This window comes from Arthrobacter sp. THG-b23, assembly GCF_059091265.1.
In genome coordinates this window covers 132,987-156,259 of sequence record NZ_JBNHGM010000004.1, presented here as the reverse complement: position 1 = coordinate 156,259, position 23,273 = coordinate 132,987, and the positions used below count along the sequence as shown (strand labels likewise).

24 protein-coding genes are annotated in these 23,273 nt (G+C 69.8%); 14 read left to right on the top strand and 10 right to left on the bottom strand.

Annotated features, from left to right (window positions below; genetic code table 11):
* Positions 1 to 36: 36 nt before the first annotated feature.
* The 3 genes from cpaB to AC5RVD_RS09665 all read right to left on the bottom strand — a co-directional run bounded on the left by cpaB (position 37) and on the right by AC5RVD_RS09665 (position 1,847).
* Positions 37 to 708: a Flp pilus assembly protein CpaB gene (gene cpaB, locus AC5RVD_RS09675; RefSeq protein WP_494126814.1), complete on the bottom strand. Its 672-nt coding sequence runs from the start codon at positions 706 to 708 to the stop codon at positions 37 to 39.
* Positions 709 to 820: 112 nt separating this feature from the next.
* Entirely contained in the window at positions 821 to 1,141 is a 321-nt protein-coding gene (locus AC5RVD_RS09670) for an FmdB family zinc ribbon protein (protein WP_494126813.1), read from the bottom strand.
* Positions 1,142 to 1,223: 82 nt separating this feature from the next.
* A complete protein-coding gene (locus AC5RVD_RS09665) occupies positions 1,224 to 1,847 on the bottom strand; it encodes a 5-formyltetrahydrofolate cyclo-ligase (protein WP_494126812.1) in 624 nt (207 codons plus the stop codon).
* A gap of 68 nt (positions 1,848 to 1,915) precedes the next feature.
* Between AC5RVD_RS09665 and galU the strand changes: the two genes are divergently transcribed.
* The 4 genes from galU to AC5RVD_RS09645 all read left to right on the top strand — a co-directional run bounded on the left by galU (position 1,916) and on the right by AC5RVD_RS09645 (position 5,850).
* Entirely contained in the window at positions 1,916 to 2,818 is a 903-nt protein-coding gene (gene galU / locus AC5RVD_RS09660) for a UTP--glucose-1-phosphate uridylyltransferase GalU (protein ID WP_494113635.1), read from the top strand.
* 27 nt (positions 2,819 to 2,845) lie between these two features.
* Positions 2,846 to 3,481, top strand: a complete 636-nt coding sequence (locus AC5RVD_RS09655) for a GNAT family N-acetyltransferase (RefSeq protein ID WP_494113634.1) — start codon at positions 2,846 to 2,848, stop codon at positions 3,479 to 3,481.
* 81 nt (positions 3,482 to 3,562) lie between these two features.
* Entirely contained in the window at positions 3,563 to 4,522 is a 960-nt protein-coding gene (locus AC5RVD_RS09650) for a hypothetical protein (protein WP_494126811.1), read from the top strand.
* A 116-nt stretch (positions 4,523 to 4,638) separates the two neighbouring features.
* The gene (locus AC5RVD_RS09645) at positions 4,639 to 5,850 is read left to right on the top strand and encodes a phosphotransferase (RefSeq protein ID WP_494113727.1); all 1,212 of its coding nucleotides are present in this window, start codon (positions 4,639 to 4,641) and stop codon (positions 5,848 to 5,850) included.
* Positions 5,851 to 5,863: 13 nt separating this feature from the next.
* Here the strand turns inward: AC5RVD_RS09645 and AC5RVD_RS09640 are convergent, their stop codons facing one another.
* The 4 genes from AC5RVD_RS09640 to AC5RVD_RS09625 form a co-directional block, all read right to left on the bottom strand.
* Positions 5,864 to 6,532 (bottom strand): response regulator transcription factor, encoded by a 669-nt coding sequence (locus AC5RVD_RS09640; RefSeq protein ID WP_494121865.1) that lies wholly within the window; start codon positions 6,530 to 6,532, stop codon positions 5,864 to 5,866.
* Positions 6,529 to 8,001, bottom strand: a complete 1,473-nt coding sequence (locus AC5RVD_RS09635; protein ID WP_494126810.1) for a sensor histidine kinase — start codon at positions 7,999 to 8,001, stop codon at positions 6,529 to 6,531. Before AC5RVD_RS09635 ends, AC5RVD_RS09640 begins: the two co-directional genes overlap by 4 nt.
* Positions 8,002 to 8,093: 92 nt before the next feature.
* Entirely contained in the window at positions 8,094 to 8,438 is a 345-nt protein-coding gene (locus AC5RVD_RS09630; RefSeq protein WP_494126809.1) for a hypothetical protein, read from the bottom strand.
* Positions 8,439 to 8,542: 104 nt separating this feature from the next.
* A complete protein-coding gene (locus AC5RVD_RS09625; protein WP_494126808.1) occupies positions 8,543 to 10,285 on the bottom strand; it encodes a tetratricopeptide repeat protein in 1,743 nt (580 codons plus the stop codon).
* Positions 10,286 to 10,505: 220 nt separating this feature from the next.
* Between AC5RVD_RS09625 and AC5RVD_RS09620 the strand changes: the two genes are divergently transcribed.
* The 8 genes from AC5RVD_RS09620 (at position 10,506) to AC5RVD_RS09585 (ending at position 18,174) form a co-directional block, all read left to right on the top strand.
* Entirely contained in the window at positions 10,506 to 10,961 is a 456-nt protein-coding gene (locus tag AC5RVD_RS09620) for an NUDIX hydrolase (RefSeq protein WP_494126807.1), read from the top strand.
* 184 nt (positions 10,962 to 11,145) lie between these two features.
* Positions 11,146 to 12,231 carry a ribosome small subunit-dependent GTPase A gene (gene rsgA / locus AC5RVD_RS09615; RefSeq protein ID WP_494049593.1) on the top strand — a complete coding sequence of 362 codons (1,086 nt, stop codon included), beginning with the start codon at positions 11,146 to 11,148 and terminating at the stop codon, positions 12,229 to 12,231.
* A 167-nt stretch (positions 12,232 to 12,398) separates the two neighbouring features.
* Positions 12,399 to 13,460, top strand: coding sequence for an ABC transporter ATP-binding protein (locus tag AC5RVD_RS09610; RefSeq protein WP_494113728.1), 1,062 nt, complete (start codon positions 12,399 to 12,401; stop codon positions 13,458 to 13,460).
* On the top strand, positions 13,460 to 14,227 hold the full coding sequence (locus tag AC5RVD_RS09605) for an ABC transporter permease (RefSeq protein ID WP_494049594.1): 768 nt from the start codon (positions 13,460 to 13,462) through the stop codon (positions 14,225 to 14,227). The genes AC5RVD_RS09610 and AC5RVD_RS09605 overlap by 1 nt, the downstream gene beginning before the upstream one ends.
* Positions 14,224 to 14,940, top strand: coding sequence for an ABC transporter permease (locus tag AC5RVD_RS09600; RefSeq protein ID WP_494049595.1), 717 nt, complete (start codon positions 14,224 to 14,226; stop codon positions 14,938 to 14,940). Before AC5RVD_RS09605 ends, AC5RVD_RS09600 begins: the two co-directional genes overlap by 4 nt.
* Positions 14,941 to 14,950: 10 nt before the next feature.
* The gene (locus tag AC5RVD_RS09595) at positions 14,951 to 15,934 is read left to right on the top strand and encodes an ABC transporter substrate-binding protein (RefSeq protein WP_494126806.1); all 984 of its coding nucleotides are present in this window, start codon (positions 14,951 to 14,953) and stop codon (positions 15,932 to 15,934) included.
* 69 nt (positions 15,935 to 16,003) lie between these two features.
* Positions 16,004 to 17,218 (top strand): pyridoxal phosphate-dependent aminotransferase, encoded by a 1,215-nt coding sequence (locus AC5RVD_RS09590; protein WP_493988998.1) that lies wholly within the window; start codon positions 16,004 to 16,006, stop codon positions 17,216 to 17,218.
* Positions 17,219 to 17,313: 95 nt separating this feature from the next.
* Positions 17,314 to 18,174 (top strand): PPK2 family polyphosphate kinase, encoded by an 861-nt coding sequence (locus AC5RVD_RS09585; protein ID WP_494049597.1) that lies wholly within the window; start codon positions 17,314 to 17,316, stop codon positions 18,172 to 18,174.
* Between the two features lie 92 nt (positions 18,175 to 18,266).
* Here the strand turns inward: AC5RVD_RS09585 and AC5RVD_RS09580 are convergent, their stop codons facing one another.
* A complete protein-coding gene (locus AC5RVD_RS09580; RefSeq protein WP_493989000.1) occupies positions 18,267 to 18,551 on the bottom strand; it encodes an exodeoxyribonuclease VII small subunit in 285 nt (94 codons plus the stop codon).
* 59 nt (positions 18,552 to 18,610) lie between these two features.
* Positions 18,611 to 19,867, bottom strand: coding sequence for an exodeoxyribonuclease VII large subunit (xseA, locus tag AC5RVD_RS09575; RefSeq protein ID WP_494126805.1), 1,257 nt, complete (start codon positions 19,865 to 19,867; stop codon positions 18,611 to 18,613).
* Positions 19,868 to 20,029: 162 nt separating this feature from the next.
* Between xseA and AC5RVD_RS09570 the strand changes: the two genes are divergently transcribed.
* Both AC5RVD_RS09570 and AC5RVD_RS09565 read left to right on the top strand, forming a co-directional pair.
* Positions 20,030 to 20,872, top strand: a complete 843-nt coding sequence (locus tag AC5RVD_RS09570) for a hypothetical protein (RefSeq protein WP_494049599.1) — start codon at positions 20,030 to 20,032, stop codon at positions 20,870 to 20,872.
* A gap of 9 nt (positions 20,873 to 20,881) precedes the next feature.
* A complete protein-coding gene (locus AC5RVD_RS09565) occupies positions 20,882 to 21,967 on the top strand; it encodes a 4-hydroxy-3-methylbut-2-enyl diphosphate reductase (protein ID WP_493989003.1) in 1,086 nt (361 codons plus the stop codon).
* 70 nt (positions 21,968 to 22,037) lie between these two features.
* Here the strand turns inward: AC5RVD_RS09565 and AC5RVD_RS09560 are convergent, their stop codons facing one another.
* Positions 22,038 to 23,249 (bottom strand): DNA recombination protein RmuC, encoded by a 1,212-nt coding sequence (locus tag AC5RVD_RS09560; protein ID WP_494112938.1) that lies wholly within the window; start codon positions 23,247 to 23,249, stop codon positions 22,038 to 22,040.
* Between the last annotated feature and the right edge of the window lie 24 nt (positions 23,250 to 23,273).

Below are 23,273 nucleotides of genomic sequence, written 5' to 3'. Positions count from 1 at the left end.
GAGCCGGTCTGCGGGCCGGCCGACCCGGGGCGGTCCTCAGCCGACCAACACGAGGAAGACGTTGCCCCGGCTGGAGGCGCCGGCCAGCGCGGTGGCGTCCGACGGTGCGGCTGCCACGACCACCAGCCCGTCGGGCACGCCCGCGCCGAGCAGCGAAGTCGGCGCAGCGCCGTCGTCGGCTTTCCACAACACCGGAACGGCCCGCGCCAGGACTGTGGTTTCGGCCGGTTCTTCGAACCCGTTGCCGCTGCTGAGGACGATGTCCACCAACCGGCCCGGCGACACCAACTGGACCGTGGAGGGGTCGGCGGGGCGCACCGGCACTGCCACCGTCCCCTGCCGCGCCCCCGTTAACAGGCCCGGCCCGACGATCGAGGTGTCCACGACCGGAGAACCGGCGTGCAGCGCCGTCGCCAGGCGCTGGCCCACCAGCAGGGACGGGCTGTCGGCGGCACCCTCCGGGACGGCACCGGCCGGCAGTTCAGCCACTTCCAGGTCGTCGGCGGACAAGAGGGCGCCGGCCGGGAGATCGGACGCTGCGACCACCACGGAATCAGTGGGGTTCGGCGCCGGGGTCAGCTGCTGCACGACCAGTGCCGCGGCCGCGCAGAGCAGCAGGGCGGCAAGCAGCCGGTAGTGCCGCCGCAGCAGCCGGCGCGGCGACAGTGCAGGGCGGGCGGTGCGGGACGGGGCGGCAGCGGTGGGCATGCGGCCACGCTAGAAGCACACGGGCGCCCACGGTCAGCGGGGTGAGCGCACCTGTGGATGCAGTACCGCCGCCGGTTCGCAGTGTAGGAGCGGCCGCGGGCTCCCGGCGCGGCTAGCTGGCGGCTGCGGCCGGAGCCGGGGCGGCGGCAGGCTTCGAGGCCTCGGCCGCAGCTGGCTTCGCCGCCTCGGAAGAGGCAGCGGACCCGGAGCCAGCGGACCCCGGGGAGGCGGCGGGAACGGAGCCGGCCGTGGAAGAGTCGCGGGAATCGGTGCGGTAGAAGCCCGAGCCCTTGAAGACGACCCCGACGCTGTTGAACTTCTTGCGCAGGTTGCCGCCGCATTCGGGGCAAACGGTCAGCGATTCATCACTGAAGGACTGCTGGATGTCGAAGGCATGGGCGCAGTCTTTGCAGGCGTAGGCGTACGTGGGCACAGTAATTCCTCCTGAAAAAAACTTGGCTGGAGCAGGAGGCGCCCGGCCAGGCGTTGGCACTCACCCGCTCAGAGTGCCAATTCTACACCGTCCGACCGGGGAACCACGTCCAGCCCTCGGGGGACACGGCGCCGTCCAGCGGCGCGTCCAGCGCGGTGAACTCGAAGGCGCCCGCCGCCACCACCTCGTCGGAGTAAAAAACCCCGACGAACTTCGGGCGGGCTTCGCCGTCGCCCAGCGACGCCAGGAACCGGTCGTAATAACCGCCGCCCTGGCCCATCCGGTTGCCGGCGGAGTCCACGGCCAGCCCGGGCACTAGCACCAGCGGCAGGCCGGCCATGATTTCCGGTCCGAAGCGTTCTCCGACCGGCTCGTCTATCCAGGCCCGAGGGCTGCGGGCCAGCTCCACGCCGCTGAACCAGTGCGCCCAGCTGAGCCGGTAGTCCGGTTCACAGATCGGGACCACCACCCTGTAACCGGCCTCCTCGAGGGCCGGCAGCAGCATGCGCGTGGACGGTTCGGAACCGACGGACAGGTAGGCCGGCACGGTGGTCCCGGCCGGGACGTTCAGCCGCCGGAGACCGTCCAGCACCTGCCGCGCCAGGGCGGTTCCGGCCCGAATCCGGTCTTCCTCGGGACGTGCCCGGCGGCGGGCCCGGAAGAATGCGCGGGCGGTTTCCTTGTCCATGCCGGTCTGCTTCTCCATGGCCGACATCGTAGTTGCTTTCCCGTCGGATCGGCTTGCTTCGCAGCTTCGTTCGGTAGTCTGAATTCATGACGCCTCATCGCACGGTACGCAAAGCAGTCATTCCGGCCGCCGGGCTGGGAACCCGTTTCCTGCCCGCCACCAAGGCCATGCCCAAGGAAATGCTCCCTGTAGTGGACAAGCCGGCCATCCAGTACGTGGTCGAAGAAGCGGTGCGCGCGGACTTGAGCGACGTCCTGGTCATCACCGGCCGCAACAAGCGGCCGCTGGAAGACCACTTCGACCGCGTGCCCAACCTCGAGCAGATCCTGGAGGAGAAAGGCGATGTGGAGAAGCTCGCCGCCGTGCAGGCGGCCTCGGAGCTGGCTGACATCCACTACCTGCGCCAGGGGGATCCGCTGGGCCTCGGCCACGCAGTCCTTCGGGCCCGCCAGCACGTGGGCGACGAACCGTTCGCCGTGCTGCTCGGAGACGACCTGATTGACGAACAAGACGACCTGCTGACCCAGATGATCGAGGTCCAGCAGCAGACCGGCGGCTCCGTGGTCGCCCTGATGGAAGTCGACCCCGCGCAGATCAGCGCCTACGGCTGCGCCGACGTCACCCCGATGGGGGACGGCAGCTACGTACGGATTAACGAACTGGTGGAGAAGCCTTCGCCGGACGAGGCCCCGTCCAACCTGGCGGTCATCGGCCGTTACGTGCTGCACCCGGCCGTCTTCGACGTGCTGGAGGACACCAAGCCGGGCCGGGGCGGCGAAATTCAGTTGACCGATGCGCTCGAAGCCCTGGCCGGCCGCGAAGGCGAGGGCGGCGGCGTGTACGGCGTGGTCTTTACCGGGCGCCGATACGACACCGGCGACAAGCTCAGCTACCTCAAGGCCGTCGTGACCATCGCCTCCGAGCGCGAAGACATCGGCACGGAACTGCGTTCCTGGCTGAAGGGCTTCATCGACGGCTCGGGCGACTGAGCCCGTCGCGACCGCGAAGAACTTCACATGGGGTACGGACCGGCTATCTGGCCAGCGACGCTTGCATGCGGTGACTTATCGCTGCGCCCGATCCGGTACCGGGACCGGGGCGAGTGGACCGCCGTGCGGCGCCGCAATGCCCGCTGGCTGGAACCGTGGGAAGCCACGAACCCGGCTCCGGGCGGGTATCTGCCGTCGTTCTCCGAGATGGTCCGCTCGCTCAAGCACCAGGCGCGGCTGGCCACGGCCCTGCCCTGGATCATCACCGAACTGCGGGCAGGAAGGCCCAAGCCGGCGATGGTCGGGCAGCTGACCGTCTCCAACATCGTCTGGGGCTCTGCGATGTCGGCCACCTTGGGGTACTGGGTGGATGAGGCCTGTGCCGGCCGCGGGATAGCGCCCACGGCGGTGGCCATGGCGACCGACCACTGCTTCCAAACGCTCGGGCTGCACCGGATGGAAATCAACATCAGGCCGGAGAACCGCCCCAGCCTGCGCGTCGTGGAGAAGCTCGGCTTTCGCGACGAAGGGCTGCGCCCGCGGTACCTGCACATTAACGGGGCCTGGGCGGACCACCGCAGTTTCGCGCTCACTGCCGAGGAGGTTCCCGGCGGCCTGCTGGACCGCTGGCTGGAGCACGGCGACGTCGGACCGACACCATAAGGCAGCGCCGCGCGGAATCGTTATCCGACACACCGTGATGAATGCCGCGTACGGCATGCTTGAGCTTCTACGGTTTTGAGAGTGGACATTCAGAGCTCTGTGATCTTGGCGGTCATCGTCGGGCTGTGGTTTGTCTGGGTAGGACCGTATGTGCTCCGCGGAGCATTCCGTCCCGCGATGGTTGAATCGGCGCCGGGACACGCAGCACCACTAGTTTCAGTACCCGCAACCGCCTCCGGCGGCAACCAGGGGATCATCATGGAATACAACGCCCAGCCGGCACCCTCGACCTCGTCGCCCGTGCCCCGGCCCGCCCGGCAGCCCGAGTTCCGCATCCGCTACGGCCGGACCGCGCTGGCACTTGCCGGGGCCTCGGCACTGTTGGTTTTCGTCGTCGGCGGAGCCCTCGCGCTGGCTGGCGTAGTCTCGGGCCGCGTCCCGGGCTTCGCGCTGCTGGCGGCCGTCGCCGTCGTCGTCACCCTGCGCTCCCTGGCAGTCCGCGATCGCAGGAACCGCGCCGCCGCACGCGCCCGGCAGGCCGCCCGCGCGGCATCGGCAGCGCAGCCGGCGGGGGCCGCGAGGGCTCCCGCGAAGCCCACGGAATTGTTTGACGGTGCAGCGGGGGACACCGAGGCGGCGCCGCAGCCCGCCCAGGACGGCCCGGCCCGGTTGACAGCCGCCGAATTGCGCGAGGAAGCCTTGAAGGTGGCCGCAGACGCCGGCGACACCGCCGCACCGGGGCAACCGTCCGGCACTCCCTGGCAGCCGGTCGACGTGCCCAAGCCGACGTACGTCGGCGCGGCCAAGGCCACGCGCCCCGCTCCGGCGCCGCTGCCGGCTCCCGAGGTCAAGAAGCCGCAGACCAAGACGTCGATCAAGCAGACCGCCGCGCAGCGGACCGACGAGGCCGCCCGGACATCCGAGCAGGCGGCCGCCGGACAGCAGCCGGAGGACGGCGCCTCAGCCGCCGAGGCCTCCGGCCAGCAGTCGGCCGCGAACCGCCTCAACCTGGACGACGTCCTGCAGCGCAGGCGCGCCTGACCCGGGGCACCCCGGCAGGTTGACTGCGGCCCGTCCATACCGGACGGGCCGCAGTCATGTCCGCTCCGCGGTCGCGGTACCGGGCGTTCCGGGCCGCAATGGTGTGCAATGGAGGCATGGATTCACCGAACCCGGACCTGATGGCCACCGAGACCGCCGGCATCGACCTGTTGGAAAGTCCCGGCATGCGTGAGCCGCTGGAACTGGCCGTCGGCACCCTCGGCGGCACGGTCCAGTCCTGGCACCTGGCGAAGCTGCAGCACCGGCCCGGGGCCGGCGCGACCGGGATCTACACCGTGCGGCTCCTCGCGCACGACGGCGGCGAGCGGACTGAGTACGTCTGCATCACCACCGCGCCGGTGCCCGAATGCGGGCTTCCGCTGGTACGCCTGGACGGCGGACCCGTCCCGCTGACCGCCTGGCTGTACCCGGCCGACCCGGTGCTGGCCGGACTGCCTGCGGCGTGCGACCCCGCCGCGGTGGGACGCAGCGTCTTCGGCGGGGGAGAAGCGGAGCTGAAAATGGTCAGCTACCGGCCGCTGCGGCGGGCCGTGCTGGAAGCCGTGCAGGGCGGACACAAGGTCTTCCTGAAGGTGGTCCGTCCGGACCGGGCCGCACAGCTGATCCGCCGGCACCGTCTCCTGACCGACGCCGGCCTGCCGGCCCCCGTAGCCTCCCCGGGCCCGGCCGACGGCGTGGTGGTGCTAACGGAGGCGAAGGGTACGCCGCTGGCCCAGGCCCTGATGGACGACGGCGCCGCCGGCCTGGCGCCGGAAACCCTCCTGGCACTGCTGGATGCGCTCCCGGCCGGAGTGCTGGAGCTCTCGCGGCGCCCGGCCTGGGCGGACCGCGCCGCCGACTACGCCAAGGCGGCGGCGGCCGTGCTCCCCGACGAGCAGGACCGGGTATTTGGCCTGGCCGATCGGGTGGAACGGCTGCTGGCGGCCACCGACGCCGGTCCGGTGGTTCCGACCCACGGCGACTTTTACGAGGCGAACCTGCTGGTGGACGGCGGGAAGGTCACCGGCCTTATGGACGTGGACTCGCTGGGACCGGGCCATCTGGTGGACGACCTGGCCTGTTTCCTCGGGCACCTGGCCGTGCTGCCTGCCGTACACCCGGGGTACGTGCATGTCCCGGCGGCGCTGGAGCGTTTTACCGCCGTCTTCGACACCGTGGTGGACCCGGCGGCCCTGCGCGGCCGGGCCGCCGGCGTGGCGCTGTCGCTGGTTGCCGGAGCCAAGACCCCCGGGGAGGGGGACGGCTGGCAGCAGGATGCCCGGCAGCGGCTTGCCATCGCCGAGGACCTGGCCGCCGGCGCGGCCTGATTCGTCGCCCGCCTCAGGCGTCGGTGACGAGCCGGTAGCCCATGCCGCGGACGGTGGCGAACTTCTCCGCCCCCAACTTGTTGCGCAGATAGCGGACGTACACGTCCACCACGTTGGAGCCGGGGTCGAAGTCGTATCCCCAGACCCGCGAGAGCAGCTGCTCGCGGCTGAGCACCTGGCCCGGGTTCCGCAGGAAGGCCTCGGCGAGGGCGAACTCCCGGGCGGAGAGATCCACCTCGCGGCCGCCCACGGTGGCCCGCCGGGTCCGCAGGTCCAGACTCAGCGTGCCGCTGCTCAGGATGGCCAGGTCGACCGGTTGCGCCTCGGAGCGCAGGCGCAGCCGCACCCGGGCCAGCAGCTCCTCGAACCGGAACGGCTTGGACATGTAGTCGTCCGCGCCGTTCTCCAGCCCGGCGACGGTGTCGTCCACCGAGCTGCGGGCCGTGAGGATGATCACCGGGGTGTCGTTCCTGCCCTCGCGCAGGCGGCGCAGCACGGTGAAACCGTCCTGGTCCGGCAGCCCGAGGTCCAGGATGACCAGCTCGAAGTCCCCGGTCATGGCCAGCTGGTAGCCCTCCCGCCCGGTGCCGGCGACCGTGGGCACATAGCCGGCCGCCTTCAGGCCCTTCGCCACGAAGGAGCTGATCCTGTCCTCGTCCTCAATGATCAAAATCTGGCTCACGCTGTCTCCTCCTTGTCTGCGGCCGCCTCCGGGCCGGTGAGCACGACGGTGAAAGTCGAACCGGCGCCCGGCGCCGAGGCCAGTTCCACGGTGCCGCCGTGCGCCGCGGCAATGGCGCTGACGATGGTCAACCCCAGTCCCGAGCCTTCCGCCCGTGTGCCGTTGCTGCCGCGTGCGAAGCGGTCGAAAATCCTGCCCTGGTCTTCCGGAAGGATGCCGGTTCCTTCGTCCCTGACCCACAGCCGCAGCTCATTGCCGCGCACGGCCGAACCGATCGCCACCGTGGAACCGGGCTCGGAAAATTTCACGGCGTTGGCCGCCAACTGCAGCCAGGCCTGGGTGATCCGCCGCCCGTCGAGCGGCCAGCGGGTTTCGGCCCGCGCGTCCACGGCCCAGCGCTTGTTGCCCAGCGGCCGCGCCTTGTCCAGCACGTCGTCGGTCAGTTGCCCCACTTCGACGTCGGACGGGCTCACGAAGCCCGGACGTTCAGCCTTGGCCAGCAAGACCAGGTCGTCAACGAGCAGCCGCATCCGGTCCAGTTCGTCCAGGGCGATGCCGCGCACTGACTCCACGTCTGCCGGGTCGCGCGAGTCCTGCAGCTCCAAGTGGCCCTGCAGGATGGTGATGGGGGTGCGCAGTTCGTGTCCGACGTCGTCCAGCAGCTGCCGCTGCGCCGTCATGGACGCCTCCAGGCGGTCCAGCATGTCGTTGAACGTGCGGGAGAGCTCGGAGATGTCGTCGTTGCCGCTCACCGGAATGCGCTGGGTCAGGTCCGCGTCGGTGATCCGTTGTGCCGTTTCGCGCACCAGCCGGATCGGCGCCAGCAGCCGGCCGGCGACCTGCCAGCCGACGACGCCGATCAGTACCAGCGAACCGAACCCGATCAGTGCGTAGGTCAGGAAGATGTTGTCCAGCTGCTGCAGTTCGGCGTCGTAATCATAGGCCAGCACGAACGTGCTGTGGGCCGGGTCGGAGGAGAGCTGCACCGGCACGGTGACTACTCGGTACGTGGTGGTCGACGTCTGCATCGTGGTGAGCACCACCCGGTCGGACGCAGTCGCGTCCGGGCCCAGCAGGGCCACGAGTTCGGCATCCTGCTCGAGCCTTAGCTGTACGGACGGGCTCGCCGTGTACGTCACCCTGCCGTCCACGAGGCCGAGCATGCCTTCGTTGGCGGAGGGAAGCGTCCGCTCCATCGCCAGGAAAACCAACCGGCTCGCCTGTGTGAAGGGCTCGCCCGTGTCCGGGTCAATGCCCGTGGCCGCCAAGGTCTTGAACTCGCTGACGCTGCGCTGCAGCGAGTCGTCCACCCGCTGGATGATATGGGACCGCTGCAATGCGAACGCCACCGATCCGGCCACCACCAGGCCCAGGGCCGAAAGGGCGAGCACCGCGGCCAGTACCCGGACGCGGACGGACAGTCCGCCCGGCGGCCTATGCACGGCCGCCGGAGAGGGCGCCGCTGCCACACCGCATGCCGCCGCGGCGCCGGGCGGCGTGGCGGTGGTGGCGGGACGTGGCTGTTGGCCTGGATTTTTCTGCAGGACCGGGCAGTCCGGAATCAGTCATCATCCCCGCCGTCGTCATCCCAGTCGTCCCCGTCGTCGTCGTAGTCCTGTGGCGGCGCCGGCTGGACCGGAACCGGGCCGTTGCCTTCCGGCGGGCGGGGCGGAGCGGACGGAGACGGGGAAGCGGTCGGCGTGGGCGAGGGCGACGGCGGCGCGCTGGCTTCCGGCGCCGGACTCCCGGCCGGGGCCGGCGACCCGGACTGCGTGACGCTGATGGACGGGCCCAGGTCGGTGGGCCCGGGCTCGCGCAGGGTGGCGGCCAGTGCCGCGCCTCCGGCGCCCAGTCCGAGCAGCACGGCCAGCGCCACCAGGACGGTGCGGATGGCTGTACGAGGCATGACACCAGTATCCACGGCGCAGATGAGACCAAGATGAGAACCCGGCCCGGCAGCGCAACGGCCGGCGTGGCCAGGGCATCCCGCCGGGAAGCGTCAGCCGGGCGTCAGTCGGGGCTGTCGGCCGCGGCGTCCGCGGCCCGGCGGGCGATGTCCGCCTCGACCGTCCTGCCCAGGGCGTCCAGTGCGGAGGCCAGACCCAGCTGGGCCGCGACGCGGAGCGTGCGGCTGACGTCGGGCTCCTGCAGCACCAGCTTGAACATCGGCACGGCGTCATCGGCGCGCCCCATCTCCGCCAGCACATGGGCCGCGAAAAGTTCGGCGTTGCCGGCCGAGGCTGCGTCGTCGGCGGCCGAGTAGAGGTCGGCCGCCTGCAGCGCCGCCGAGACCGCGCCGGTGCCGTCCTCCAGCGCCCACAGCCCCCTCGCCCGGGTGTCACTGTAATCCGCCTCGTACCACCGCGCCCCGTAGAGGTGCGCCAGCCGGATGGCCTCGTCCAAGACCGTGAGCCCGTCCGGGTCGCCGGCCTCGCACAGGGCATGTCCGAGTGCGTGCAGGGCCTGCGGCAGCGCGGCGTCGTCGTCCTCGGCCTTGCGGGCGGCGGCCACCGCCGCCTCGAAGCAGATCAGGGCGTCCTTGTCGCGGTCCTCGCGGGAGAGCAGCGTGCCCGTCGCCAGCAGGCCGCGGGCCGCCTCGCCGAACTCGCCGCCGTGGCTGAATTCGGCCACCGCCCGGCGCCAACAGTCCAGCGCCTCGGCCGTCCGGCCGGCGTGCCGGTGCGCATGGCCCAGACTCATCAACGCCCGCGCCACCTGCGCATGGGGCGCCTTGGTGTGTTCCAGCCGCTGCAGCAGCTTGGACAGCACCTCGCCGGCCAGTTCGTACTCTTCCGCCTCCAGCAGCTGGTTTCCCAGCGCCAGGCGCAGCGTGAGCTCTTCCTGGACCTCACCGCGTTCGGCTTGGGCGACCGCCGCCTGCCAGGCCAGTACCGAGTCTTCGTAGTCGCCGATGCCGGCACACAGCCGCGCCAACACGACGGCGGCGCTGATGGCACCCTTGCGGACCCCGGCAGCCGCGTACAGTTCCAGCGCCGTCAGCGCTTCCTCCAGCCCGGCCGCGCCGTCGCCGCCGGCGGCATTGGCCTTCAGCAACCACATGCTGGCGGTGGTGGCGCGGTTGCCTGGCAATGCCAGCATCCGGTCGGCAACTGCGGTGGCCCGTTCCGGCTGGTCGGCCTGCAGATAGGTGTTGGCCAGGTACATCAGCGCGCCGGACAAGCTGTCGGTCCGGCCGGAGTGCTCGTAACCGGCAACCGCGTCTTCCAGCAGCGCGATCGCCGGCTTCGCTTCCCCGCGCTGGGAACGGACGACGGCGATCGCCAGCTGAACGTCGGCCGTCACCGACCCCGGGGCATGGGTCTCCAGCAGGCGGGCGAGTTCGGCTTCCAGGAGCGGGAGATCGTCGTCGCCGGCTTCGCGGAACAGGGCCGTCCCCAGCCGTTCACCTGCCGCGGCCTCGGCCGCCAGCCCGTGGCTGCGGAGCAAGGCGATCCGGGCGTGGAGATACTCCCGGGCCTGTTTCTCTTCGCCGGCCAGCTGGGCGAGCGCAATCAGCACCGAATACAAGCCCAGCCGGACGTCAAGCTCGGCGTCCGAGGACCGGGCGAGGCCGGCCTGCGCCAAGGCCCGGGCGCCCGCATGGTTCTCCGCATAGGCTGCTTCGTAAGCGCGGTCCAGGCAATCCCTGGCAGCCGCCGGGAACCGTGCCGGATCTGGTCCGGCGCTCTCCAGCACGGCGCGCAGGCGGTCGGCGATCAGGCCGCGCGGCACCGTTGCGGCGGACTCAGGCACGGTGGCCCCGCTTCCGCAGCGCTGTGCCGTGGAACCCTGCTGGCGCGTTGCCCATGGTCTTAGTTCTAGCCGCCAACAGGGGTCGGCGCAATGCCCCGGCGCTCCCCGCCAAGACGCCGTGCTGCACGCCCGCGACGGACTGCGCACGGATGCCCTGGCCGCGTCGCACAGCGGCATCAGCGCCGGTAGCCGACCCGCCCGCCGCCCTAGACTAGGGGGCATGGAATTCGACACGCGCGTGGCCGCCTACGGCGTGATGGTGGCCGACGGCGCGGTGCTGCTGGTCCGCTGGACCGGCGCAGGCTGGCCCCGGTGGACCCTGCCCGGCGGCGGCCTGGAATACGGCGAAGATGCGGCAACCGGCGCGGTCCGCGAGATCCGGGAAGAAACCGGCTATGCCGCCAGGCTCGAGCAGTTGCTGGGCGTGGACAGCAAGCACATTCCGGCCGCGAAGCGCCTGCACGGGCACCGGCCGCTGCACGCCTTCCGCGTCATCTACGCGGCCAGTGTGGTCGGCGGCGAACTGACCGACGAGGCCGACGGATCCACGGACCTGGCCCGCTGGATCCCGCTCCATCAGGTTCCGACGCTGGACCGGGTCGACCTGGTGGATCTGGGGCTGCGGCTCTACTTCCCGGACGGCGTGCCGGCGGACCATTCCGCAAACGGCCGGTGAGCGCTAAGCTGATCCAGTTGCCGGGCTGACCAGCCCGCCGGACAACCTAGAGGAGGTGGGTGTGATGACCGTCCATGCCGCAGATCCTGCTGCCATCACCAGCCACGCCTCCGTACCCCGCCCAAGCCGCGGCTAGCGGCCGGGACGTCCGGCGCGGAGGCCTCATTTCCAAAAGGTAACCGTCGTGACCGACACCCATCACCCGCATTCCCTGCTGCGCAGCTACGGCTATACCCAACACACCGCCGCGCAGTTCAACCTCCATTTTCCCGATCCGGCGCTCCGCCCCGCCCGGGTGGTGCGCACCGACCGGGGCCGCGTTTTGCTGGCGGCCGACGGCGGCCTGCTGCACCTGCCCACCGCAGGGCTCAGCCCGCAGCCGGCCACCGGTGATTGGGTGGCGTACGACGCCGCCCGCCCGGCTTCCGCAGGCGGCCCGGCCATCGCCGGGCTGCTTCCGCGGTTTTCCGCCCTGTCCCGCAAACAGGCCTACGATCCGCTTGCGGCCGAGCAGATCCTGGCCGCCAACATGGACATGGTCGGCATCGTGGTGCCCTTCGACCGCCCGCTGTCGGCCAACCGGCTGGAGCGCACCCTGGTGGCCGCGTGGGATTCCGGCGCGCTGCCGGTGGTCATCCTGACCAAGGCCGACCTGAGCGGCCACCATGACGAGGTCGCCGCCCAGATCGTCGACCAGGCCGCCGGCGCCGACGTCTTGGCGACCAGCGCGGAAACGGGCGACGGACTCGATGCCTTGGCCGGATACCTGGGTCCGGGCCGCACGATGGTGCTGCTCGGGCCCTCGGGCTCGGGGAAATCCAGCCTGATCAACGCGCTCGCAGGCCGCGCGGTGCAGGACACCGGAGCCGTCCGTGCCGGCGACGGGAAGGGCCGTCACACCACCACGGCGCGTGAGCTCATTCCCCTGCCCAACGGCGCGGTCCTGATGGACACCCCGGGCATCCGCGGCTTCGCGCTGTGGGATGCGGAGGAGGGGCTGGCGACCATGTTCGCCGACATCGAGGACCTGGCCTCCGGCTGCCGGTTCAACGACTGCGCGCATGGCGCCGAACCCGGCTGCGCGGTGCGCCAGGCCCTCGACGCCGGCAGCCTGGAGCAGCGGCGCTGGGACAGCTACCGGAAGATGGAACGCGAACTGGCCCGCCTGCACCTGAGGCAGAACGTGGCGGAACAGCGCCGGGCCGGCCGGCAGTTCGCCAGGATGGCCAAGGCCGCAGCACAGGCCAAGGACCATCGCGGCAGGCGCTGATCGTGTGCTTGCGGGCCGCGCGGTTGACTAGACTCGGTGCCAGCACTCCTGCGGCCCAGCCGGCCGCCAGGACCCCCCACGGAAGGTTCAGCATGCCCGAGCCCACGCGGCCGGCCGCCCGGCCGGCGGACCTGCCGGCCGCCGTCGCCGAGGCCGGAGACGGCCCCATGGTGCAGTTCCGCGCAGTCACGAAGACCTACGCTGGACAACCCGCGGTCCAAGACCTGACGCTGGACATCGACCGCGGCGCGATCACGGTCTTCGTGGGCCCCTCGGGCTGCGGCAAGACCACCTCGCTGCGGATGATCAACCGGATGGTGGAGCCAACCTCCGGGTCCGTCCTCGTGGACGGCCACGACGTCTCCGACCGGCCCGCAGCGGCCCTGCGCCGGTCCATGGGCTACGTCATGCAGTCTGCCGGGCTGCTGCCGCACCGCACGGTGCTGGACAACATCGCCACCGTGCCTCGGCTGAACGGAGTCCGCCGGGCCGCGGCCCGCCAGCGGGCCGACGAGCTGCTCGACGTCGTCGGACTGTCCCGGGAGCTGGGCAGGAGGTATCCGGCCCAGCTCTCCGGCGGCCAGCAGCAGCGCGTCGGAGTGGCGCGGGCGCTCGCGGCGGATCCGCCGATTCTGCTCATGGACGAGCCGTTCAGCGCGGTGGATCCGGTGGTCCGCGCCGAGCTGCAACAGGAACTGCTGCGGCTGCAACAGCAGCTGGCCAAAACCATCGTCTTCGTCACCCACGATATCGACGAGGCGGCCCTCCTCGGCGACAAATTGGCCGTCTTCGCCACCGGGGGCAGGCTGGCCCAGTTCGCCCCGCCCGAGGAGGTCCTGCGGGCGCCGGTGGACGATTTTGTCGCTGGTTTCGTTGGTCGGGACCGCGGTTTCCGCTCGCTGTCCTTTAACAGCGCGCTCGGGCTGCCGCTGCTGCCTGCCCGCACTGCGACCGCGGACGGTGTGGGCGAGGCGTCCGGGGAGGGCTGGCTGTTGTTGACCGACGACGACGGTGCGCCGGCGGGATGGCTGCCTCCCGGGGAACGCGACCCGGCCCGGGCCCGGATCGGCGGCTCGCTGTTCACCCTGGGGTCCAGCCTGCGCCAGGCGCTGGATGCGGCGTTGTCGTCGCCGTCCGGTGCCGGCGTCGCCGTCGACGCCGACGGGCGGGTGGCCGGTTTGGTCGATCCCGCGGCGGTGCTGCAGAAACTCCGGACGGGCGGCAGTTGATGGACTGGTTCCTGGCGAACCTGCCGTATGTGATGGAGCTGAGCGCCCTCCACCTGTTCCAGTCCGCGCTTCCGCTGGTGCTCGGGCTCGTGGTGTCGCTGCCGCTGGGCTACCTGGCCTGGCGGATCCGTGCGGTGCGCGGCCTGATTCTGTCCCTCTCCTCGGTGCTGTACACCATCCCGTCGCTGGCCCTGTTCGTGATCCTGCCGGTGGTCCTGGGCACCGGCATCCTGGAAATGTCCAACCTGATCGTGGCGCTAACCGTGTATTCGGTCGCGCTGCTGGTCCGCGCGGTGGTGGACGCGCTCAACTCAGTGGACGACGGCGTCCGGCAGGCAGCGGTGGCCATGGGCTACCTGCCGGTGCGCCGGTTCTTCAGAGTGGACCTTCCCCTGTGCATCCCGGTGCTGGTGGCGGGACTGCGGGTGGTGTCCGTGAGCAACATCTCGGTGGCCAGCGTCGGGGCTCTGATCGGCGTCCGGAACCTCGGTTTCCTGTTCACCGATGGACTGCTGCGCTATTTCATGACCGAAATCGTGGTCGGAATCCTGATGACCCTGGTGCTGGCGGCGCTGATGGACGTGCTCCTGCTGGCGCTTGAGCGGGTGCTCACGCCGTGGCGGCGTCCGGGTGCCGCTGCTGACGGAACCGGGCCGCGGACAGGCGGCATAACCGGCACGTTGCCGGAGGCCGGTGGTGCCGGGACGGGCTCCTTCGCCGCCGGAGGGGAACGGCCGGACGCCGCTGAAGCGACGGTGCGCGGATGAACCTGTTCGAAGAGACCGCGGCGTGGCTGGCGGATCCGGCCAACTGGGCCGGACCGGCGGGCGTGCCGGCCAGGCTGGCGGAGCACCTTTACTACAGCGCCCTGACGCTGGTGATCGCCGCGGCAATCGCCGTGCCGCTGGGGCTGTTCGTCGGCCACACCGGAAGGGGGCGCATCGCCGTCGTGGGCATTGCCAGCGGACTGCGGGCCATGCCCACGCTGGGCCTGTTGACGCTGTTCGTCATCCTGATGGGACTGGGCCTGATGCCGCCGATCTACGCCCTGGTGATCCTGGCCATCCCGCCGCTGCTGGCCGGCACGTATTCAGGGGTCGCCGCCGTCGACCGCCAGCTGGTGGACGCCGCGCGGGCGATGGGCATGACCGAGTGGCAGGTCCTGTTCCGCGCCGAATTGCCCAACGCGCTGCCGGTGCTGCTGGGCGGGGTGCGTGCCGCCGTGCTGCAGGTCATCGCCACGGTGGCCATCGTGGCCTACATCAATCTGGGCGGCCTGGGCCGGTTCCTGATCGACGGGCTGGCGGTCCGCGACTCCGTGCGGCTGTTTGCCGGAGCGCTGCTGATCGCCGCGCTGGCACTGGTCGTGGACGCCTTGCTGGCCGCGGTGCAGAAAGTCGCCGTATCGCCCGGCGTGCGCAGCGCCGGCGGCGGGCCGAAAGGCAGAACAAGTAAGGTTGGAGCCAGTGCCGGCACATGAGGAGATGAGCATGAAGAACCACCCCGGGAACAACGCGCGCCACCATGGGAGCTACAAGAATCCGGCCGCACGGCGCAGCGTGCTCGCCGCCGGGGCGGCCGCCGTGGCCCTGGTGCTGGCTGCCTGCGGCGGGGGATCCGACCCCCTGCAGGACGCGACGTCGGCCCCCGAAGGCAGCGCCGGCGGATCCCTGGTGGTCGGGGCCAGCGGCGGCACGGAGAGCCAGATCATTGCCGAAATCTATGCGGGCGCACTGACCGCTGCCGGCTACGACGTCACCACCCAACCGGGCATCGGCTCGCGCGAGGTCTACGTCAGCGCCGTGGAGGAAGGGTCCGTGGACATCATCCCGGACTACAGCGGCAACCTCCTGCTGTTCCTGGACACCGAGGCGACAGCGGCCTCCGCCGAGGACGTCATGACAGCCCTGGCGGACGCCCTGCCCGAGGGGCTCGGTGTGTTGGAGCCCGCGTCGGCGGAGAGCAAGGACGCGATGGTGGTGACCAAGGCGACGGCGGAGGAATACCAGCTGACGTCGATCGAGGACATGGGCCCGGTGTGCGGTGAACTGGTGCTCGGAGCCAACCCGGAATTCGCCGAGCGCGAGTACGGGCTGCCGGGGCTGGAAGCCAACTACGGCTGCGTGCCCAAGTCCTTCGAACCGATCAACGACTACGGCGGACCGACCACGCTGAACGCCTTGATCACCGACAAGATCCAGGTGGCCGACATCTACACCACCACCCCGTCCATCGAGGACAACGACCTGGTGGTGCTGGAAGACCCGAAGAACAACTTCATTGCCCAGCAGGTGCTGCCGCTGATCCGCAGCGAGGCCGTGGACGAGCAGGCTGCCCAGGTGCTCAACGAGGTTTCGGCAGCGTTGACCACCGAGGACCTGATCGACCTCAACCGCCAGGTCAGCGGGGACGAGAAGCGCAACCCATCCGACGCCGCCGCGGACTGGCTAGCGGAAAAGGGCCTCGCCGGCTAGGGCCTTGGCTCCCGTTCACGCGCCGCCTCGGTCACCGGGGCGGCGCGTGCTGTGTGCGAAGATCTTTGGATGGCCCAGTTCAAGCAGTCCAACAAGCTCCACAACGTCCTCTACGACATCCGCGGTCCGCTCCTCGAGCATGCCCAGCGGATGGAGGCCGAGGGCCAGCGCATCCTCAAGTTGAACATCGGCAACCCGGCGCCGTTCGGATTCGAAGCCCCGGACGCCATCCTGGTGGACATGATCCGCAACCTGCCCACGGCGCAGGGCTACAGCGATTCGCGCGGCATTTTCTCCGCCAGGACCGCCGTGTCGCAGTACTACCAGACCCGCGGCATCCAAGAGATCGGCGTGGATGACGTGTACCTGGGCAACGGGGTCAGCGAACTGATCACCATGAGCCTGCAGGCGCTGCTGAACAACGGCGACGAAGTGCTCATCCCGGCGCCCGACTACCCGCTGTGGACCGCGTCGGTGTCGCTGGCCGGCGGCCACCCGGTGCACTACCTCTGCGTCGAGGAAGAGGGCTGGCTGCCCGACCTGGAAGACATCGAACGGAAGATCACGCCCAACACCAAGGGGATCGTGATCATTAACCCGAACAACCCCACCGGCGCCGTCTATCCGCGGCACATCCTCGAGGGCATGCTGGAGCTGGCGCGCCGGCACGACCTGGTGGTGTTCTCGGACGAGATCTACGAGAAGATCCTGTACGAGGATGCGGAGCATGTGAACACGGCGCTGCTGGCCGACGACGTGCTGGTCATGACGTTCAGCGGGCTGTCCAAGGCCTACCGCGTGTGCGGTTTCCGCAGCGGCTGGATGGCCATTTCGGGGCCGAAGCATCTGGCCGCGGACTACATCGAAGGCATCAACCTGCTCACCAACATGCGGTTGTGCGCGAATGTGCCCGCCCAGCATGCCATCCAAACCGCCTTGGGCGGCCACCAGAGCATCAACGACCTCATCCTGCCCGGCGGCAGGCTGCTCGAGCAGCGTAACAAAGCCTATGAGCTGTTGAACGCGATCCCCGGCGTCAGCACGCAGCAGGCCAAGGGCGCGCTCTACTTGTTCCCCAAGCTCGACCCGGAGGTCTACGGGATCAAGGACGACGAGCAGTTTGCGTTGGACCTGCTCAAGCAGCAGAAGATCTTGATTTCCCACGGCCGGGCGTTCAACTGGACGCAGCCGGACCATTTCCGACTGGTCACGCTGCCCAACGTGGACGTGCTGACCGAAGCAGTGGGGCGGATCGAGGAGTTCCTGGCCGGGTACCGGCAGTAACTGCCGCGTGTGCGTAGCCGGGCGGGCGGCGGCTCGGTAGGCTGTCGCCACCCCTGGCCCAGGCCATACGGGGGTGAACCAACCAGGAGGACCAGGTGGAAGAGACCGGATTGCCCGTGTTCACGCGGAGTCCATCGGAGCTGCTGCGGGTCGGCCCGGGATTCGGCCTGGCCGGTGTCGATACCGGCTCCACGCCCGGATTCCTCGGCGGCAGGACCGAGGGTAAACTCCTGCTCAGAGCCTCCGACCGCCGGCTGTCCGAACTGCAGGAACGTCTCTTTGCGCAGAGCCGCGCCGGGGCACCGGACGCGGTCCTGCTGGTGTTGCAGGGCATGGATACCTCCGGCAAGGGCGGGATCGTCCGGCACGTGGTCGGAGCCGCCGACCCGCAAGGCATTTCCCACCGGGCCTTCAAGGCACCGACGCCGGAGGAACTGGAGCACGATTTCCTTTGGCGGGTGGAGCGGGCCTTGCCCGGCCCCGGCATGATCGGGGTGTTTGACCGGTCGCACTACGAAGATGTGCTCATCCACCGCGTCCACCGGCTCTCGCCGATGGCGGAGGTGGAAGCACGCTACGGGCAGATCAACGAGTTCGAGGCAATGGTGGCCGGCCGGGGCATCCGGATGATCAAGGTCATGCTGCACCTGGGCAAGCGCGAACAGGGCAAGCGGTTGCGCGCGCGGCTCGACCGGCCCGAGAAGCACTGGAAGTACGACCCTGGCGACGTCGACGCGCGCCGGCGATGGGACGAATATCAGCAGGCCTATCAGGTAATGCTGGAACGGACCAGCACCGTCGACGCGCCGTGGTTCGTGGTGCCGGCCGACCACAAATGGTATGCGCGGATCGCCGTGCAGGAGCTTCTGCTGCAGGCGCTGGAAGACGTCGACCCGCAGTGGCCGCCGGCGGACTTCGATGTCGCCGCGGAAAAGGCCCGGCTGGCAGCCTCGTAGCGCCGGTCCGTCGTGCCCGCCGGTCCGTCGTGCCCGCCGGTCCGTCGTGCCCGCCGGTCCCTCATGCCCGGGAGCCGGCTGGCCGGGGTGGACTAGAGGGGTGACACCGGAGATGCGGGAGTACCGGCGCTGCGCGGGCTGGCCGGCGACGGCTCGGGGCCTGCCGCCTCGCGTGCGGCGTCGAGCCGCTGCCGTGCGCCTTCCAGCCACGCCTCGCAGCGGGCCGCCAGCGCCTCCCCGCGCTCCCACAGCGCCAGGGACTGTTCAAGGCTGGCGCCGCCGGCTTCCAACTGACTGACAACGGCCACCAATTCCTCGCGCGCCTGCTCATAGGAGAGGGACGCGACGTCGGCGGGCGCTGCTGGCTGCTCTGTCATGGGGTGTTCTCGCTTTCGGTGCCGGTGCTGTGGTGGTTTCTGGGGTTCCGTGAACGGCGTCAGGGAAGGGCTTCGGCGGCGACTTCGCCGACGGCAACCCGGAGACGCAACCTTGTTCCTGCCGGTGCGTCCGCCGCGTCACGCAAAACCCGGCCGTCCGGAAGCTGGGCCACGGCATAGCCGCGGTCCAGGGTGTTCTGGGGCGAGAGCGCCCGTACCTGTGCCTTCAGGTGGGCGACCCGGTCGGTGTCACGGTGAACGGCCGCCGAGACGGCCTGATGGGCCCGCGAGATGAGCCGGTGGAGATCTTCGGCCCGGACGTCCACCATGCCCGCGGGGTTCGCCATTACCGGACGGCTGCGCAGTCCGGCCAGGCGCTCGGTTTCGCGGTGGATCAACTGCTCCACTCGCCGGGCAAGCAGGGCACGGGCCTGTCCGATGCGGTGCAGTTCCTCGCTGACGTCCGGGACAATGCGCTTGGCGGCGTCGGTCGGTGTGGAGGCACGCAGGTCCGCGACGTCGTCGAGCAGGGGCCGGTCCGCTTCGTGCCCGATCGCGCTCACAACCGGCGTGGCAGCGGCAGCCACCGCCCGGACCAGGTCCTCATTGCTGAAGGGCAGCAGATCCTCCAGTGATCCGCCGCCGCGGGCGATGACGATGACGTCCACGTCCCGGTGGGCGTCGAGCTCGGCGAGTGCCCGCATCACCTGGGTTACGGCGTTCACGCCCTGGACGGCAACTTCCCGGACTTCGAATTCGACGGCCGGCCAGCGCAGCGAGGCATTCCGGATGACGTCCTTCATGGCGTCGGAATCCCGTCCCGTGATGAGGCCGATGCGGTGCGGGAGCAAGGGCAGCCGCTGCTTGCGGGACGGATCGAAGAGGCCTTCGGCGGCCAGCGCCCGGCGCAGCCGCTCCAGCCTCACCAGCAAGTCGCCGAGCCCCACCGGCCGGATGTCCCGGGTCTGCATGGTCAGCCGCCCGGTCTTGACGTACAGGTCCGGCTTGATCTGTGCCACCACCCGGGAACCGGGCTCCAGCGGCATCTCCAGGCGCGCCATCACGCTGCCCCAAACCACCAGGCTGAAGGAGGCCTCGGCGTCGGTGTCCCGCAGCGTCAGGTAGGTGGTGGCGTTCCGGCGGTTCAGCTCGATCACTTGGCCTTCGACCCAGGTGGGCGGCACGCGGTCGATGTGCATCTTGAGCTTTTGCGACAGCAGCCGCAGCGGCCACGGGTTGTCGGCCGTCGTCTGGTTGGCGGTCGGGGGCAGGGTCGATTGTCCGGTGCCGGCGCCTTGGACCCCGCTTGACTCCATGAATTGCCCCTTCCGGAGGTGTGATTCCGACGGCTGCCGGAGACTCTCCATTCTTACCAGTTATCCCCGTCAATCCGATTCTCTGTTGTACTGGGTAGGGGTGGGCGGCGCTCCTTCGGTGCCGCCGGACCGCCAGACGGCAGCGAAGAAACGGAGGCGACCGTGCGGGCATTGTTGGCTTTTGTCAGTGGGCTGCTGGCCGTGCTCCTCGCCGGCGCCGCGCTGTGCGGAGCCTGGGCCAACCAACGGGTGCTCGACCGTGAAGGTTTCGTGTCGCTGGCCGCCCCGCTCGGCGACGACGCCGGGTTCCGGTCGGCGCTGGCCGCCACCATAACGGAAGAAGTTGCAGGCAGTCCCGAGTTGCCCGCCGGTCTGCAGGACCTCGTGCGGCCCATCGTGGGGCGAACCGCTGGAGCCATTACCGAACTGGCCGGATTTCCGCGGGCTTTGAATGAGACCCTGGCGTTGTCGCACGCACATACGTTCTCCGGGACAGCCGGGGGAGAGGCAGCCGTCACACTGGATATCGCCCCCGTAGTGGCGCTGGCGGTTTCGCGGGTAGCGGACGCGCTGGGCACTAATATCCGGAGCCCCGAACAGGTGTTGTTGCCCTTGGGCTCTGCCGAGGCGGCCGGGATCCTGTCCTCGGTGCAGGAGCTGCCGTCGAAGTGGTGGGTCGCGGCGGTGGCAGCGGCCGCGGCGCTGGTGCTGATGCTGCTGGCCGCCCGGCGTTCGGCCACGGCACTGGCCTGGGCCGGTATTGGCGCGGCATTACTGGGCGCGGTCCTCTGGCTGGGGGCCGGGCTTGCACCGCCCCTGGCGGAGAACGCGGCAGGCGAAAGTGCATTGGCCCAGGTGTTCCTGGGGAGGCTGGTCGAGTTGGCCGTCGCCGACTTCCGGCCCTGGGCCGCCGTCTTTGCCGGCGCCGGATTGGTCATCGCGGTGGCTGGTTTCACTCTGCGTGCGGTGCCGGGCGGGGCCCGGCGGACCGGCCCCACGGGCTAGCATAGAGGCATGGCCAGTACTGCTGTTTCCCTTTCCATGCCTACCATTCCCCGCAAGCGCCGCACCCCGGATGAGGTCTCGGCTGCCGCACCTGTGGACGGTGACAAGAAGGTGCTGCTGGCGGCTCCGCGTGGATACTGCGCCGGCGTTGACCGCGCCGTGATCGCCGTGGAAAAGGCGCTGGAACACTATGGTCCGCCCGTCTACGTGCGCAAGCAGATCGTCCACAATGTGCACGTGGTGTCCACCCTGGAGGAAAAGGGCGCCATCTTCGTTGAAGAGACGGACGAGGTGCCGGAAGGCGCGCTGGTCGTTTTCTCCGCGCACGGCGTTTCGCCCGCCGTGGTGCAGTCCGCCGAGGACCGCCAGCTGCGGACCATCGACGCGACCTGCCCGTTGGTGACCAAGGTGCACCGCGAAGCTGTCCGGTTCGCCCGCGACGGCAACGAGATTCTCCTGATCGGTCACGAGGGACACGAAGAAGTCGAAGGGACCTACGGGGAAGCGCCGGACCACACCACGATCGTCAACAACCCGGACGAGGCGCGGACAGTGGAAGTGCGGGATCCGGAGAGGTTGATCTGGTTGTCGCAGACGACGCTCTCGGTCGACGAGACGATGGAAATCGTGTCCATCCTGCGCGACCGCTTCCCGGCTCTGCAGGATCCGCCGAGCGACGACATATGCTATGCCACCTCTAACCGCCAGGCTGCGATCAAGAAGATAGCGCCCTTGGCGGACTTGGTCATTGTGGTTGGCTCCGAAAACTCATCCAACTCCGTCCGGTTGGTAGAGGTCGCCCTCGAGTACGGCGCCAAGGCTGCCTACCGCGTGGACTTTGCCAACGAGGTTGACGAGTCCTGGTTCGAGGGCGTCGCCACCGTCGGCGTGACCTCCGGAGCCTCCGTGCCGGAGGTCCTAGTGCGCGAGGTGCTGCGCCTGTTGGGCGACTACGGCTACGGCGACGTGGAGGAAGTGGTCACCGCCGAGGAGGACATCCTTTTCTCGCTGCCGAAGGAACTGCGCGCCACGCTCAAGGAACGCGGCGACGAGTCGCGCGGCCTCGGCGGCCGGGTCACCCGCCCGGCCCGCTAGCCCTGGCATCCGCTGTGCAGGGTGGCCCCAAACGGCGGTGCCACTCTGCAAGGCGGCACCGCTGGCGCCGTTAAGCGGCCGGGTCCCGGCCTTCGATCAGTTCGGGGGCCGAGAGCAGCCGGGGCGTGTTCTCCAAGGCCGCCGGGGCCGCGGGTTCCTCCAAGGACGTGCCGTCGAAGGCGTAGATCTTCCGAGCGGTCGGCAACACCCTTGATTCCAGCGTCCCCACAAACGAGTTGTACCGCTCGACCGAGCTCTTGAGCGACGAGCCCAGCCGGGTGACATGATCGCCCAGCGTTCCGAGCCGCTCGTAGAGCTGCCGCGAAAGGTCGAAAATCTCGCGTGCGTTGTCCTTCAGCACTTCCTGCCGCCAGGTAAAGGCCACCGACTTCAGCGTGGCCAGCAGCGAGACGGGGGAGACCAGCGCAACGCTGCGGGCAAAGGCATGGTCGAGCAGGCCGGGATCGGCATGCAGGGCGGCGGAGAGCACAGCCTCCGAGGGCAGGAAACAGAGCACCAACTCCGGGGAAGCCTGCAGGCTCTCCCAATACTTCCGCGCCGCCAGGGCATCCACGTGGGCGCGCACCGCCTTGGCATGGGTGTTCAGCAGATCCACCCGTTGCTGCTGTTCCGCAGCCGATGCGGCCGCCGGAATTTCCTGGGCCTGCAGGTAGGCGCGCAGCGGAACCTTGGCATCCGCGACAATCGACTTTCCACCGGGCAGTCGGATGATCATGTCCGGGCGGCCCGTCCGGTCCGCGCCGGCCAGATGCACCTGCTCGTCAAAATCCACCCGGGCTAGCATGCCGGCCGCTTCCACCACGCGGCGCAGCTGCACCTCGCCCCACTGCCCGCGGGCGGAATTGGACTGCAGCGCGGAGGCGAGCGTCTGCGTGGAACGCATCAGCGCCTCGTCGCTGCGCTGGGCTGCACGCAATTGTTCGGCCAACTGGCCGAACTGCTCCACCCGGTCCCGTTCCAGCAGGCTGACCTGCTGCTGGACGAGCTTAAGCTTCTCGCCGACCGGGATCAGGGCGCGCAGCACAGTGTTCTCTTGCTCATCCTGGGCGTAGAGCTGTGCGTTCTGCTCGGCGAGCATCCGGCGCTCCGCCTCCACCCCGGCGAGGCGGGCCGAGAGCTCCGCCAGCCGATCGCCGTCGTCCTTCGCGGCGTCCTGCAGATCGGCCAGCCGACGGCGGAAAAGGACGGCCACGGCCGCGGCGCCGGCGGCGGCGCCCACGAACAGGGCCAGAAGGGCGAGAAGTACATGCGATGCATCCATACCTTCACCATGCCAGCCCCCTCG